Source organism: Pedobacter sp. UBA5917, from assembly GCF_002432345.1.
Taxonomy (GTDB): domain Bacteria; phylum Bacteroidota; class Bacteroidia; order Sphingobacteriales; family Sphingobacteriaceae; genus Pedobacter.
In genome coordinates, this window is record NZ_DJDT01000350.1 from 15,751 (window position 1) to 31,221 (window position 15,471).

At 37.4% G+C, this 15,471-nt stretch carries 10 protein-coding genes; 7 read left to right on the forward strand and 3 right to left on the reverse strand.

The genetic code is table 11. The annotated features are described in order from the left end of the window. Nucleotides 1-6: 6 nt before the first annotated feature. Nucleotides 7-855 (reverse strand): energy transducer TonB, encoded by an 849-nt coding sequence (locus tag B2V92_RS24450; protein WP_293313037.1) that lies wholly within the window; start codon nt 853-855, stop codon nt 7-9. 204 nt (nt 856-1,059) lie between these two features. Here B2V92_RS24450 and B2V92_RS24455 point away from each other — a divergent pair, with 204 nt between their 5' ends. Both B2V92_RS24455 and B2V92_RS24460 read left to right on the forward strand, forming a co-directional pair. Next, nucleotides 1,060-3,234 (forward strand): glutamine synthetase III, encoded by a 2,175-nt coding sequence (locus tag B2V92_RS24455; RefSeq protein ID WP_293313039.1) that lies wholly within the window; start codon nt 1,060-1,062, stop codon nt 3,232-3,234. 912 nt (nt 3,235-4,146) lie between these two features. Continuing rightward, complete coding sequence (locus B2V92_RS24460; protein WP_293313041.1) at nt 4,147-5,328, forward strand: AIR synthase related protein; 1,182 nt, start codon at nt 4,147-4,149, stop codon at nt 5,326-5,328. Nucleotides 5,329-5,397: 69 nt separating this feature from the next. On the opposite strand, the gene B2V92_RS24465 is transcribed toward B2V92_RS24460, so the two are convergent. Together B2V92_RS24465 and B2V92_RS24470 are read right to left on the reverse strand one after the other, a co-directional pair. Beyond that, a complete protein-coding gene (locus B2V92_RS24465; RefSeq protein WP_293313042.1) occupies nt 5,398-6,594 on the reverse strand; it encodes a M12 family metallopeptidase in 1,197 nt (398 codons plus the stop codon). 345 nt (nt 6,595-6,939) lie between these two features. Continuing rightward, nucleotides 6,940-10,071: a TonB-dependent receptor gene (locus tag B2V92_RS24470; RefSeq protein ID WP_293313044.1), complete on the reverse strand. Its 3,132-nt coding sequence runs from the start codon at nt 10,069-10,071 to the stop codon at nt 6,940-6,942. 686 nt (nt 10,072-10,757) lie between these two features. Here B2V92_RS24470 and lpdA point away from each other — a divergent pair. The 5 genes from lpdA to B2V92_RS24495 all read left to right on the forward strand — a co-directional run bounded on the left by lpdA (nt 10,758) and on the right by B2V92_RS24495 (nt 15,274). Further along, on the forward strand, nt 10,758-12,146 hold the full coding sequence (gene lpdA / locus B2V92_RS24475; RefSeq protein ID WP_113952004.1) for a dihydrolipoyl dehydrogenase: 1,389 nt from the start codon (nt 10,758-10,760) through the stop codon (nt 12,144-12,146). Between the two features lie 143 nt (nt 12,147-12,289). Beyond that, nucleotides 12,290-13,129 (forward strand): MBL fold metallo-hydrolase, encoded by an 840-nt coding sequence (locus B2V92_RS24480; RefSeq protein ID WP_293313047.1) that lies wholly within the window; start codon nt 12,290-12,292, stop codon nt 13,127-13,129. Then, nucleotides 13,130-13,690 carry a GNAT family N-acetyltransferase gene (locus tag B2V92_RS24485; RefSeq protein ID WP_293313049.1) on the forward strand — a complete coding sequence of 187 codons (561 nt, stop codon included), beginning with the start codon at nt 13,130-13,132 and terminating at the stop codon, nt 13,688-13,690. 90 nt (nt 13,691-13,780) lie between these two features. Continuing rightward, nucleotides 13,781-14,140 carry a hypothetical protein gene (locus B2V92_RS24490; RefSeq protein WP_293313051.1) on the forward strand — a complete coding sequence of 120 codons (360 nt, stop codon included), beginning with the start codon at nt 13,781-13,783 and terminating at the stop codon, nt 14,138-14,140. 606 nt (nt 14,141-14,746) lie between these two features. Further along, complete coding sequence (locus B2V92_RS24495) at nt 14,747-15,274, forward strand: ferritin (protein WP_293313053.1); 528 nt, start codon at nt 14,747-14,749, stop codon at nt 15,272-15,274. Nucleotides 15,275-15,471: the final 197 nt, after the last annotated feature.

Sequence of the window (15,471 nt, forward strand, 5' to 3'; positions counted from 1 at the left end):
GTAATTTTAATTAGAAATCTGGAAGTTGATTGCCATATTGTACCTCACGCGTACCGGAATACCTTTATTTTTACCGGGTTTCCATAACGGCGATTTTTTTATCACTTTCATCGCTTCTTCATCGCAGCCAAAACCGATTCCTTTGATTACAGATACATCGGTAATTGAACCATCTTTCTCTACCACAAAACTTACAAATACTTTTCCGGCAATATTGTCTTCCTGTGCCCTTGATGGATACCTTAAATTACGTTCCATATATTTAGACCAGGCTTTGGCGCCACCGGTAAACTCCGGGTATTCGTCAACACCGTATAAACCAACAATCTCTTCATTTGACCCAGCTCCTGTACCCTCTTTAGCAGTCCCATTTCCATCTCCGTTACCTTTATTTGTATCAGATATTACTGCATGGGGAGCTTCTATTCCGTCCTGTGTTTTAGGTCCGATTACCACCAACTTAATATCATCAACTGTTGGCGGCGGCGGAAGTTCCGTTTTATCAACCACTACAACCTGCGATGGAAGCGCGATCATTTTAACTTTAACCGGATCGGCTTTTTTAGGTTCAATCCTTTCTTCTGGCTTAGGCGTTTCCGGTTTCATCTGATAAACTTTCTCAAGATCAACAACCGTTGGTGGAGTTTCTACAACAACCTGCTCTGGAAAAATCTTTGCATAAATCAGAGGAGAGAAACAGGCGAGTACAAATAAACTTCCCGATACGAAGAGTGCCCTGGTCATGATCGACGAAGATTTAGACCTTAAATCGTAAGCACCATAGTTTTTGTTGCGGTTTGCAAATACAAGATCGAGCCACTCGGTTTTGTATACGTTAATAGAAGAGTTGAACATAGTATTTAAGTTTTTATTGGATGATGCCACAAAATCACCGATTCCATAAAACATTTAAAAAATCTATTTTCGTTGCAAAAAATGAAATTTTCCATCTGAAAAACATTTTTTTATTTCATTTTCAATAAAATTCACATATTTCTTACGATTGTTTTACAAAAATTAATAAAATATACTATTTTTGACAAAAAACATAACAAATTAATGAAAAGCTTAAGAACCATCGCATTAAAAGAGGCTCAAAACAGAATTTCACCTGAAGTTAAATCTCCTTCAGCGAAAATTTCTGATTTTTACGGCTCGAATGTATTTGATAAGAAAAAAATGAGAGATTTCTTATCTAAGGACGTGTATGAAAAATTAATTTCATCTATCAACCAAGGTGAGTTAATCAATTCTGACGATGCCAACCAGATTGCAACAGCTATGAAAGCTTGGGCAATGAGCGCTGGTGCAACGCACTACACGCACTGGTTCCAGCCTTTAACAGGCACAACAGCTGAAAAACATGATTCGTTTTTTGAGCCGAGCGGCGATGGTGCTATCGAAAAATTTGCTGGTAGCGCATTGGTTCAACAAGAGCCTGATGCATCAAGTTTCCCTAACGGCGGTATCCGTAATACTTTCGAAGCCCGCGGTTATACTGCATGGGATCCTTCATCTCCAGCTTTCATTATGGAAAGTAAAGCAGGCAAAACACTATGTATCCCTACAGTATTTGTATCATATACCGGTGAAGCCTTGGATTATAAAGCACCTTTGTTAAAAGCATTAGCTGCACTTGATAAAGCTGCTGTTGATGTTTGCCAATATTTCGATAAAAGCATTACTAAAGTAAATGCTTCTTTGGGTATCGAGCAGGAATATTTCCTTGTTGATGAGTCGTTATTTAACGCCCGTCCTGATTTATTGTTAACCGGCCGTGCTTTATTCGGTCACATGTCTGCCAAAGGCCAACAATTAGAAGATCATTATTTCGGTTCTATCCCTGAGCGTGTATTCACTTATATGGTAGATTTCGAAAACGAAGCTTTAAAATTAGGTATTCCTTTAAAAACCCGTCACAATGAGGTTGCACCTTCTCAGTTCGAGTGTGCTCCGATTTATGAAGAAATCAACTTAGCTATCGATCACAATCAGTTATTGATGGATTTGATGGAAAAAGTTGCCCGCCGTCACCATTTCCGTGTATTATTGCACGAAAAACCTTATGCCGGCATCAACGGATCAGGTAAACACAATAACTGGAGTTTAATTACCGATACCGGTAAAAACTTATTGGCTCCTGGTAAAACACCTAAAAACAACTTAATGTTCCTTGCTTTCTTTGTAAACACAATTAAAGCCGTTAGCGAGCATGCTGATTTATTACGTGCAAGTATTGCATCGGTAAGCAACGATCACCGTTTAGGTGCCAACGAAGCGCCACCTGCGATTATCTCTATCTTCCTTGGTTCTCAATTGAACGATGTACTGGATGAGATCGAGCACTCACGTATCAGCAAAAAAATCAAAGAAGACAATGCACTTTGGTTAGGTATTCCTAAAATCCCTCAGATTTTATTGGATAACACCGACCGTAACCGTACTTCACCTTTCGCATTTACAGGTAACAAATTTGAGTTAAGAGCTGTTGGATCTTCAGCAAACTCTTCTGCTCCGATGACGATCTTAAACGCGATCATGGCCGAGCAATTGGTTAAATTTAAAGTTGAAGTTGATAAATTGATCAAAAAAGGCGACAAAAAAGACATCGCTTTATTAACAGTGATCAAAAAATACATCAAAGAATCTAAAAATATCCGTTTCGAAGGTAATGGTTACAGCCAGGAGTGGGAAGATGAAGCTGCAACACGCGGTTTATCAAACATCAAAACCACACCTAAAGCTTTAGATGCTTATTTAACCGAAAAATCTGCTGAGTTATTTGCTACAACAGGTATTTACAGTGCACGTGAGATCCATGCCCGTCATGAGATCATGTTGGAGAACTTCTACAAAAAACTACAGATCGAAGCACGTGTAATGGGCGAAGTTGCAAACACTGCGATTATCCCTGCTGCCATTGCTTACCAAAACTCTTTGATCGAGAACGTAAAAGGATTAAAAGAACTTGGTGTTGATAGCAAATCTTCTTTAGAAATTGTTAAAAAACTTTCTGAGCACTTAGATATCGTTAAAACGAATATCGATGCCATGCTTGAAGAACGTAAAGTAACCAACAAAATCGAGGATACCCGTGAGAAAGCAATTGCTTACGACGAGAAAGTTAAATCTTACTTCGATACCATCCGTTACCACGCTGACAAACTAGAGCAGATTGTTGACGATAGCGTTTGGCCTTTACCAAAATTCAGAGAATTATTATTCATGAAATAGCTTTTTAAGCCGTAAGGTTTAAGGTATAGGGCGTAAGGTTTTAAACTTTACGCCCTTTTTTATTGGTTTATTTGCCACTGGTTTATTGGTACCGCGAAATGGTTAACTGTTTACCCTTCGATTACGCTCAGGATAAAAAAATGATTAACTGTAATTGTAACTCCTGCTTATCGTCCTTCACCACGATCCGTCATCCTGAATTTATTTCAGGATCTAACATAAATGCCCATTTGATCATTGATTCATTAACCATAGTTAATTGAAAACTGTAAATTAATTACAGGTTAACTGCAAATGTTTCTCTCAATCCATCCCCTTAATCCGAATCGTCATTTCGACTGTAATACAATGAAACGAAGAAATCTATTTCATATATTTTCCGTCCTAACCAGGGCGTCATCTCGACTGAAACGCAGTGTAATGGAGAGATCTACTTTCTCTATTTCCCATTTCAAAAAATCCTTCGACTACGCTCAGGATAACAAAAATGATTAACTCTAATTGCAACTTCTTTTTATCGTCCTTTACCACGATCCATCATCCTGAATTTATTTCAGGATCTAATATAAAATGTCCATTTGATCATTGGCTCAGTGGTAACCAATTGTTGCCCCTTCCTCTTCACAAGGCGTCATCTCGACTAGAGCGTAGCGGAACGGAGAGATCTATTTCCTATATTTCTCATTTCAAAAGATTCTTCATTGCTTTCAGGATCACAACTCTCGGCGAAAGATAAGCTTAAAAAACGGTCGCTTTTGATCATTGATTATTGGTTTTTGATCATTAGTTCCTTAATACTGTAAACTGCCAATTGAAAACTGCAAACTGATTCTCGCCTAAAGACTACCGACTAAGGACTTTGGACTAATTTCCCTTCCACCTTCCACCTCTAATCGCTATCTTTGCGGCAACATGAGTGATAATAGGTACAATCAGCGTGGCGTTTCTGCCTCAAAAGAAGATGTGCACAATGCCATCAAAAACATCGACAAAGGAATTTTCCCTAAAGCGTTCTGCAAAATCATCCCCGATATTTTAGGTGGTGATGAAACATACTGCAATATCATGCATGCAGATGGTGCCGGCACCAAATCTTCTTTAGCTTACGTATACTGGAAAGAAACCAGCGATATCTCGGTATGGAAAGGCATTGCACAGGATGCCATCATCATGAATATCGACGATTTAATATGCGTAGGCGCTACCGATAACATCCTTTTATCCTCAACCATCGGCCGCAACAAAAACCTGATCCCGGGTGAAGTAATTGCCGCAGTAATTAACGGAACAGAAGAAATTTTGGCCGATCTACGCGAACAGGGCATTTCTATCTACTCAACCGGTGGCGAAACCGCTGATGTTGGCGACCTCGTTAGAACCATTATCGTTGATTCTACCGTAACCTGCCGCTTAAAGCGCGAAGAGATTATCAGCAACGATAGCATTAAAGCAGGCAACGTTATTGTAGCCCTGGCTTCATACGGACAAGCAACCTACGAAACCGAATACAATGGTGGTATGGGCTCAAATGGATTAACTTCTGCCCGCCACGATGTTTTTGAAAAAACTGTTGCCAATACCTACCCCGAAAGTTTCGATCCTGCAGTACCTTTTGACCTTGTTTTCTCTGGCCAGAAACAACTTACCGATGAAATCGAAATTGAAGGTCACGGTAAAATAACCGTTGGTAAACTGGTACTCTCTCCTACCCGTACCTATGCACCCGTAATTAAAAAGATTTTAGAAAAACACGCCGGCCAGATTGATGGTATTGTACATTGCAGTGGTGGTGCACAAACCAAAGTACTTCACTTCATCAATGAGGATATCCATGTGATCAAGAACAATTTATTCCCTGTTCCGCCGCTGTTTAAGCTGATACAGGAGCAATCAGGTACCGATTGGAAGGAAATGTACAAAGTATTTAATATGGGGCACAGAATGGAGCTTTACGTGCCGCAGGAAATTGCCGATAGCATTATCGAAATATCAAAAAGTTTTAATATCGATGCACAGGTGATTGGCCATGTAGAAAAAGGCGATCAGAAACAGGTAACGATTGAAAGTGAAAAAGGAACTTTTGTTTATAATTAAGAAATAAAACATATTGAAAAAGGGGCTGAAATAAAATTTCAGCCCCTTTTTAATTGCAGTTTAATCTTACTAAAAAGAGATATAATGATTAGGGTTATTTGTTCCTATACTAGTCATCTCATTTATAACACCACTTTCTAGGCCGTAATCTACAGTAATATTAGTATCATAAGTAGCTATAAAATAACTATTATTTCCTGGAGTTAATAATTTCTCATATTGCATAGTGTAGTTATCTACAACATTACTTCTAACTAGCTGTTTAGTCTGAATCCAATAAACAACCTTCACATAAGAGCTTAGTACAACAGGTGTAGTAAAATTCTCATCTGAATAAAACTTAAAATAACAGGCATTCTGAGACGAATATGACCCATCAGATTGTTGTTCATTACTGATATTCACAAACTCTTTTTTGATATACAGTTTTTTATATAAATAATTTACGCCATGAACATCGCCTGGTGAAAGAAAGTTACTTGTTCCCCATGTTGTTCCATCCTTTCTTGTCATTTGAGGGGTTGTATTCCCTGATTTACTAGCTTCAACAGCATAAGAGCGATATAACATTACGGAACTAAAGTCGAAAACTCCAATCTGGAATCCCGTACCTGCATCAAAAATCTCATATTGCGACTCCCATTGTGAATTAATGTTATTGCTTACATTAATATATTGGTCTCTGTCTGCTCTTGTTTGCTCGTGCATTAAACCAATAGCGTGTCCAATTTCATGTACTGCAGTTCCAAAGTCAGAATTGTTAACCATCTTAATATCCTGTCTACCGCCAATCATCCCCAGTGCAGATGAACCTGCGCCCTGCGATGGCTGTCCGGAAAAATCAACATAATTAGGCTGATCTGTTCGCTGCACAAAGCGTACAGGAGTATTCGCTTCCCAATGAGTTATAGCAGATGCAATAATAGAAGCATTGGTAGGATCGTTTACCGTGTAATATACAACGCCATTTGGCCATAATCTTAGAAAATCTGAAGTAAAAGTACTTCTTGGCGTGGTTGTTTTACCATCGCCAACTTTATTATACTCTAAATAAGCAATTTGATCTTTTGATAAAATAACGTCACCTCCAACAACATATTCTCCTCTGCTGTTAATTTGAGCGGTAACCCGCCCACCATTCTTTAAATGATAAGTAATTACTTTTCCGGGATTATCTTGCGAGTGTTCTTCCTTAACAGAAGTTTCTTTTTTACAGGCGCTCATAAAAATGATAAGCACTGCAATAGCGTAATAGATTTTTTTCATGTTTAGATGTTTTTAAAATTTTATTTCATATCGGTTTAATCATTAGGTAAAACATGGATGATTTACTATAAAAGCACGAAAAGTTTAGGAATGTAATTAGATTTGGAGGGTGAACTGCTTATAGCAGCACATTGATCATCTAATTGGTGAAAAGGGATATTTTCAGAGAGAGCGTGCGTTTCATAGATTTTTTGTTTTCCGAATTAAAAATAAGCACCAAGTGCTGAAGCCTTTATTTTTTTACATGAAGTAGTTGGTTTATTACACAAAAGCAAGAAATATTATACTCAAAAACAAAGAAACCCCAACTTTTCAGTTGAGGCTTCTTTATTTTTATTAAGTAAATTAGTTAAATAAGTATCTAACACCAAGTTGTCCTTGCCATCTTGAAGAGAAAGACTCAGAAAGCGGAGTTGAAGGTGTATTTGGAGAAAATGTATAACCTCCTCCATTTGAACTACTGTAGCTAATTAACTGATATGCTCCGTTGCTAACAAAATATTGACGGCCCCAGTTTTTATTCAATAAATTACCCACATTAATAATATCAAAAGATACTTGCAATCTATTCTTGGTACTTCCAATCATTGTACCTATATCTTGCATGATTCTAAAATCGAACTGATGCTGCCAAGGTAATCTTGCACCATTACGTTCTGTATATTGACCTCTTTTTTTACTTAAATAAGGGTCATTGTTAATATAAGCATCTAAAGCAGCCCATTGTTGCGCTGGAGTGAAAGTTTGTCCTCCAGTTGTAAGGCTTACCAATTTAATGTCATTAATAGTTCTAGGTACATATAACAGATCGTTTGAGAATGCACCATCTCCATTTAAATCACCATTATATAAGTATGTAAAAGGGGATCCAGAATTTCCTACGTAAAATAGAGAAAGAGTAGTTCCGCTCGATTTGCTTTTACCATAATTAATTGTATAACCTAATGTACCAATAATTCTATGACGGATATCAAAGTTTGAATATACTAAATCAGGATTATTTGGATCGTTAACAATTTGAACAAATTCCCAGTTAGATTGTGCAACACTACTTGCTCCAGAGTTTATATCTTTTGATTTACCATAAGTATAGGCAGTCGAAGCAAATAAGCCGCCTGAGAATGATTTACTTAATTGAGCTGTTAAGCTATATGAATCTCCTTTTCTTGTGTTATCCAATAAATATGCACCCGGTGCGTATGTTGTGCTAACTTTCGATCCATAAAATGGGCGAGTATCTGCACCACCAGTAAGTGATGGATTAATGTTTGCCACTGATGGCTTAATATTAAGATCTTTATATAGAATATTATTAACTGTTTTGCTATAAATTCCTTCTAAAGTTCCAACGATTCCGGCTGGTAATTTCATATCCAAAGCTAAATTTGTACGGAATACCTGAGGAATTTTAAAATCAGGGCTCATTAAATTAATTGGATATGTACTCCCTGCTGCACCAACAGTAGATTGCTTGGTAACATCAGGTTGAAAACCTGCATTATTAGCTGTTGTTCCAGATAAAACAATACTTTTATAATCTAGACCAGTATTTCCATACTGATTTGAGAACCATACAAATGGTGCGCGACCAGTAAATAAACCTGCTCCACCACGTAATTGCAATGAACGATTTCCGGTTAAATCCCAGTTAAAACCAACACGTGGAGAAACTAAAATTTGACCACTTGGAATATTACTTGTTCCATAACCAGGAAATGAAGCTGCTACCGCTGCATTGTTTGCTGGTTTGTCATTAAAGATTGGCACATCAACACGTAAGCCAGCTGTTAACCTAAAGCTTTGGTCAACTTGGATTTCGTCTTGAAAATAGAAACCCAATTGAGCAGCTTTAAATTTTGCTGCTGGTAATTCACCTGAAGCGATTGGATAAGTTATATCAATATTATTTGGCTTATTATCATAAAAATTCTGAAGAGAAGTAAAACGATAACGACCATTGTAGTTACTCACAAACAAGTTTCTGAATTTGAAAAATTCATTATGTGTTCCTAAAGTAAAAGTATGATTTCCAGCTAAAAGCTTTAAATTATCAGTAAACTCAACAATATCTTGATCTAACTGATTTTGAGTAGAACTTCTCTCTGATCCAAATTGTACAGTTTTACCTGACACACCTCCCCAATTTTGGATTTCAACCTGAGGGAATAAAGATCCAGAAGTCTGACGCGAATCTCGGATTCTAGAATAACCTATAATCAAGTTATTAGATAAATTTGAATTAAACTGTGATCTTAATTCTAAAACACTTACATTTTGATTATTGTTAAATCGGTAAGCATTATTACCTAAACGAAATGAAGTGTTAGTCCTGCTAATATTATCATCAAATGCTTTGATATAGTTGTGACGCAACGTTAGTTGGTGTTTGCTGTTAATATTCCAATCTAAACGAGCGAAGATTTTATCACTTTGAGTCTTAGCACCAATTTCTCCTGCTGCACCAATATCATAACCATATTTGGTATTAACATAGTTCGCTAAAGTTTGAGCTTCAGCTGATGTCATGATTGCTCCTGCATCTCCTGCATTTAATAATGTAGGTGTTTTGATCCTTGTCTGCTCTCCGGTTACAAATAAGAATAGTTTATCTTTAACAATCGGCGCACCTAAACGAAGACCATAGTTTGTATTATAAAAACTCGTTGCTTTCTCACCAAGAAAATTTTTACCAACAAGTTTTTCATTTCTACCGTAAAACCATGCAGATCCTTCAACAGTGTTTGATCCAGATCTCGTAACTGCGTTGATACCTCCACCTGTAAAATTACCATATGATACATCATATGGAGCAAGTACAACTTGAATCTCTTGAATAGCATCTAATGATATAGGTTGAGCATTTGCCTGACCACCCGGCAAGCCTGAACTAGTTAAACCAAAAACATCATTATTTACTGCACCATCAATTGTTAAGCTATTGTACTTACTGTTTGAACCAGCAAAAGAATTACCATTAGCCTGTGGGGTTAATCTTGTAAAATCGTTGATACTTCTGCTTAAAGTTGGCAAAGTCTGAAGTTGCTCTTTTGTAACTGTTGTAGCAGCGCCTGTTCTTTTACTATTTAGTAAAGGATCTTTCGTACCTGCAATAACAACTTCGTTAAGTTGACTACTGTTATCACTAAGAATTAGGTTTAATGCAAATGGCTCACCTAATTTCAAAAAGATATCAGTAATTTTTTCTGGTTTATAACCAATAAAACTGATTTCCACGGTGTAAGGTCCACCAACTCTCATGTTCGCCATGCTAAAACGGCCGTCGTTGTTTGTTGATACCGAATACACTGTACCTGTTGGAGTATGTGTTGCTTTAACACTTGCACCAGGTAAGGCACCTTTGGCGTCCTTAATGGTTCCTGTCATTGATGATGTAGTTACCTGTGCATTAGCACCGAAAGTAATACCTACAAATGCAACAATAACCAGTACTAATCTTAAAAGTAAAGATTTCTTCATACTTTGTTTTTTAAATGTTTTTTGTTGTTGAATAATAATCTAATAGGGATTTTATTGCTGCAAATGTCCTAATAAAATTTAACACATTTTAACATCCAATGTTAAATAATTATTAAGTCGGTCATAATTTTTCAACATTTAACACATATCATAACAATTATAACTTTCACTTTATCAATACATTGTTTATAAAACTAAATTTTTAACAACGAAACTCACAGTTGATTATAATTTATGCAGAAAACTTAAGTTAACATTGGTATTTTTCAAATAATACATATTAACAACATTTTTCAAACCCTAAACATCCCGGTTATTTAACTTTTTGTTACTTAGCCCATATATTATTTTGCAAAACACTCCATTTGTAAACGATATTTCAACACAGAACAGGCAAAACAATATTCATCCATTGTAATTTTTAAAGGCGATCTTAATATTGCCCTATTCAATTGACATTTTTTTTTTAGTTTTGAGCGATTATTAAGGGGATAACTCCCCTTGATTAAGGTAATCGGAAAGATTTAATCTTTCAATATTTGAAAGAATGGAAACATTACCATGTTAATACAGAACAATTAAGAAACAAATCTCTTTAATATAGATATGAACCATCCATAGTCAAATCTCTTATTGATTATGGTAAGCTCCGTCTGAACAGATAAAAGACAAATTAAAAAAAACAGATGAATTACGACGTTATTGTTTTAGGCAGCGGCCCTGGTGGCTATGTAGCTGCAATCAGAGCTTCACAATTGGGACTTAAAGTTGCCATTGTAGAGCGTGAATCATTAGGTGGTATTTGTTTAAACTGGGGCTGTATCCCTACTAAGGCACTTTTAAAAAGTGCTCAGGTTTTCGAATATATTAATCATGCTGCCGATTACGGAATTACTACTGCAGGTGCTACCGCAGATTTTGCTGCTGTGGTAAAACGCAGCCGTGGCGTTGCCGATGGCATGAGCAAAGGCGTTCAGTTTTTGATGAAAAAAAATAAAATTGACGTGATTATGGGAACCGGTAAAGTAAAACCGGGAAACAAACTGGAAGTTAAAGGTGCTGATGGTTCCCAACAGGAATTAAGTGCTAAAAATATCATCATCGCTACCGGTGCACGTTCAAGAGAATTGCCTAACCTTAAACAGGATGGCAAAAAAATTATCGGCTACCGCCAGGCAATGGTACTTCCTGAATTGCCAAAAAGCATGGTAGTAGTAGGTTCTGGCGCCATCGGTGTAGAGTTTGCCTATTTTTATGCTACAATGGGTACTAAAGTAACCATCGTAGAGTTTATGGAAAACGTTGTTCCGGTAGAGGATGAAGACGTATCTAAACAATTATTGCGCAGTCTGAAAAAAACAGGTATCGATGTAATGACTTCAGCTAGTGTTGAATCGGTTGATACAAGTGGTGCAGGCTGTAAAGTTTCTGTTAAAACAGCATCGGGCATGCAAACCATCGAAGCCGATATCGTATTATCAGCAGCAGGTATTGTGGCCAACATCGAAAACATTGGTTTAGAAGAGGTAGGTATCAAAACCGAAAAAGGCAAAATCGTTACTGATGAATTCTATAACACTTCGGTTAAAGGTTATTATGCCATTGGTGATGTGGTTGGCGGACAAGCCTTGGCACACGTTGCATCTGCAGAAGGTATTATCTGTGTAGAAAAAATCGCTGGTCAACATGCTGAGCCTTTAGATTACAACAACATCCCTGGATGTACCTATTGCACACCTGAAATTGCTTCAGTAGGTTATACCGAAAAAGCAGCTAAAGCAGCGGGTTACGAATTGAAAATCGGTAAATTCCCATTCTCTGCTTCGGGTAAAGCAAGTGCTGCGGGAGCTAAAGACGGTTTTATCAAATTAATTTTTGATGCTAAATACGGCGAATTATTAGGCGCACACATGATCGGAGCCAACGTTACCGAAATGATTGCCGAAATTGTTGTGGCACGTAAACTGGAAACCACCGGTCACGAAATGATCAAATCTGTTCACCCTCACCCAACCATGAGCGAAGCCATTATGGAAGCCGCTGCTGATGCTTACGGAGAAGTGATCCACTTATAAGGTAGAAGGTTCAAAGGTGGAAGGCTTAAGGCAAAACCATCAGTAAAACCAATATTATTACAAAAACCCTTTAGTTAGTTCTAAAGGGTTTTCTTATTTTAGCCCTGTTACATCATCCATTTTACCTTTTACATCTTACATCAATGAAGCTTCACACCATAAACACAGGCTTTTTTAAACTCGATGGCGGTGCCATGTTCGGCGTTGTGCCTAAAGCCATCTGGCAAAAAACCAACCCGGCCGATGCCAATAACCTCTGTACCTGGGCCATGCGCTGTTTATTGATCGAAGAAGGCAATCAGCTAGTTTTGGTGGATACCGGAATAGGCAATAAACAGGATGAAAAGTTTTTTAGCCATTATTATCTCCATGGCGACGATTCGATGGAAAAATCGCTGGCGCAACTGGGCTTCAGTACCGCCGATATTACCGACGTATTCCTTACACACTTACACTTCGATCATGTGGGCGGGGCAATTGTTCGGGAAAATGACAAACTAAAACCTGCCTTTAAAAATGCAAACTACTGGAGCAACGAAAAACACTGGCAATGGGCTGTTGAGCCGAATGCAAGGGAAAAGGCTTCATTTTTAAAAGAAAATATCCTGCCGATACAGGAAAGCGGTCAGCTTAAATTTATTAAAGAGCAGGAAAACATCGAATGGCAGAAAAATATCAGCATCAGCTTTGCTTATGGCCATACCGATGCCATGATGCTGCCAAAAATAAACTACAAAGGAAAAACCATCGTATATATGGCCGATCTTTTGCCTTCGGTTGGTCATCTCCCCCTACCCTACGTGATGGCTTATGATATGTTCCCTTTAAAAACATTGACCGAAAAACAGGCCTTTTTAGAAGAAGCAGTTAACAATAACTACATATTATACCTCGAACACGATCCCATTAATGAGTGCTGCACCTTACAAAGAACGGAAAAAGGGATCCGCGTGGCCGAAACTTTTAATTTAAGCGACATTTAAATGATCAGACCGGCCAAACCTGCTGATGCTCCGGAAGTAGTGCCTTTGATTATACAGGCCATGGGGCGACTGGCAAACAAACTTACCAATGTTGAAGACGAGGAGATAATCAAAGAAATCTTTATCCATTTCTTTAAGGAAGCGGGAAACCAATATAGCTACGAAAACACTTTGGTTTTTGAAGAAAATGGCAAGATTTTAGGCTCCATCAATGCTTATGACGGCGCAAAGATTTTAGCATTACGCAAACCATTCCTTAACTATCTGGAAAAACATTACGGGGCAAACAACAATAACCAAGGTACAGAAACCCAAAGTGGCGAATTCTACCTCGATAGCATTAGCGTAGATCCTAAAGCCCAGGGAAGAGGAATTGGTAAACAATTAATCAGGGCAGGCATCAACTGGGGCAAAACACTTGGCCACGTCACCATCGCACTTTTGGTAGAACAAGATAATGAAGGCGCATTTAAACTTTACCAGAATATGGACTTTGTTACGCAAAACGAAAAGGAGTTTATGGGCGGAACATACCATCACATGATTTTTAATATCAAATAGTTATTGCCAAACGCCATGCGTTAAGTGCTCATTAAAATTTATTTACATTTTTATTTGTATTTAATCTAAATAATACCAATTTTTGTATCGATGGAAAAAGCGTGTATCGATATTAACGAACTGGTTAACGTATTCTCAAATACCTATGGTTCTATTTATCAATCAGATAAATTAAATTGCTTTTATGTAGATTTTGGCGGCAAGTTTGCACGCTTTAACTGCCTGTCACTTCAGAAACTGAAAACCGTTGTCGAGAATATCGATATCGAGGCACTTCTTTTAAATACCCACAAAGCCGATTTCGAACTGGTTACCTTTAACGGTTGTGAACATATCTATTTATTAAGCGCATTAGAAATCCTGGCATTAAGAGATCTTTTGCAGGGTACTTTTACCATGTTTAAACTTAACCACATGATCAGCGACTGCCTTTATAGGTTGGTTTATTAATGATGGAAAATGTTTGATGTGAGGTGGAAGATGTAATACATGGATTATTATAAAAACCACTAAAACCTTAATTTTCTTAACTTCTTAATGGTCAAAATGATTGGCTAAACTCAAAATGGTTAATCGGTTAATTGTTTATCCTTCAACTACGCTCAGGGGGTTAATTGTAACACAACATACTCCTTACCCCCGATCGTCATTTCGATCCTATAACTATCGGATGGAACGCAGTGGAATGGAGAAATCTATTTGATGTATTTCCCACTATAAAAGATCCTTCGACTACGCATTCTTTAAAGGAGCTAGCGTTTTGTACTTAACCATTAAAACGGTCGTTATTGATCATTGAATATTGATCATTGGCCATCTATTATTGAAAATTGCCAACTGTTAACTGAAAACCGTAAACTATACCACTGATCCTCAACCACTATCCGTTTCGCGTTATCCCTCCATTTTCCATCGTCCATATTACATTCTTCCATCTTATTTAAACTGATTACAAATAACTAATTATCAGCAATTTAGACTAATTTCATATAGCAAATAAATTAAAATAGTGAACAAATTCGCTTTACATTTGTATTGTTATTAAAGTACAGAAACATGAAAGATCTAATGCGTATCAAATGTTTAATATCTGAGGATATCGAAACATTATTAAATCAGCAAATCAAAAAAGAGGCCCACTCTTCATCACTATATTTAGCAATGTCATCTTGGTGCGACCAAAATGGCTTCGATTTTTCTGCAGATTATTTTTTAAAACAGTCTGAAGAAGAAAGAGTACATCAGTTAAAATTGTTCAAATACGTACTTGATATGGGCGGAAACGCTATCTCTCCGGAAGTAACAGGTATTAAAACCGACTTCGCCGGATTTAGAGAGGTTTTCGAAGATGCTTTGGAAGCAGAAATCGCCATTACCCAAAGTTTTAAAAACCTTGCAGCAAAATGCCATAAAGAACAGGATTTTGTAACCATGGAATTTTTGAACTGGTTCTTGAAAGAGCAACGCGAAGAGGAATATAAAGCACGCAGAGCGTTAGAATTGTTCGAAGTTATCGGCGAAGAAGGTACAGGAAGATGGGAAATCGATAAACATGTGAACAAAATCACCTATTCTGAAGAATAACAACAACAAAACATATATTGAAAAGCTATCCTGAAAAGGGTAGCTTTTTTTTTATGTGATGATTTTTATGGCTGGCCTCTTCAAACAAAAGTCAGTCATTGCGAGAAGGCTTTTTCAGCCGACAGCCCGCCCCGATTTCCGGGAAGCAATCTTTCTTGCAATAATCGTCAGCAGGAAAGATTGCTTCGTCGTTCCTC

Bases quoted from the DNA above. Each gene is read 5' to 3' on its own strand.
- B2V92_RS24450 (WP_293313037.1), bottom strand. From the start codon at position 855: ATGTTCAACTCTTCTATTAACGTATACAAAACCGAGTGGCTCGATCTT.
- B2V92_RS24495 (WP_293313053.1), top strand. From the start codon at position 14,747: ATGAAAGATCTAATGCGTATCAAATGTTTAATATCTGAGGATATCGAA.
- B2V92_RS24485 (WP_293313049.1), top strand. From the start codon at position 13,130: ATGATCAGACCGGCCAAACCTGCTGATGCTCCGGAAGTAGTGCCTTTG.
- B2V92_RS24490 (WP_293313051.1), top strand. From the start codon at position 13,781: ATGGAAAAAGCGTGTATCGATATTAACGAACTGGTTAACGTATTCTCA.
- B2V92_RS24465 (WP_293313042.1), bottom strand. From the start codon at position 6,594: ATGAAAAAAATCTATTACGCTATTGCAGTGCTTATCATTTTTATGAGC.
- B2V92_RS24480 (WP_293313047.1), top strand. From the start codon at position 12,290: ATGAAGCTTCACACCATAAACACAGGCTTTTTTAAACTCGATGGCGGT.
- B2V92_RS24470 (WP_293313044.1), bottom strand. From the start codon at position 10,071: ATGAAGAAATCTTTACTTTTAAGATTAGTACTGGTTATTGTTGCATTT.
- B2V92_RS24455 (WP_293313039.1), top strand. From the start codon at position 1,060: ATGAAAAGCTTAAGAACCATCGCATTAAAAGAGGCTCAAAACAGAATT.
- lpdA (WP_113952004.1), top strand. From the start codon at position 10,758: ATGAATTACGACGTTATTGTTTTAGGCAGCGGCCCTGGTGGCTATGTA.
- B2V92_RS24460 (WP_293313041.1), top strand. From the start codon at position 4,147: ATGAGTGATAATAGGTACAATCAGCGTGGCGTTTCTGCCTCAAAAGAA.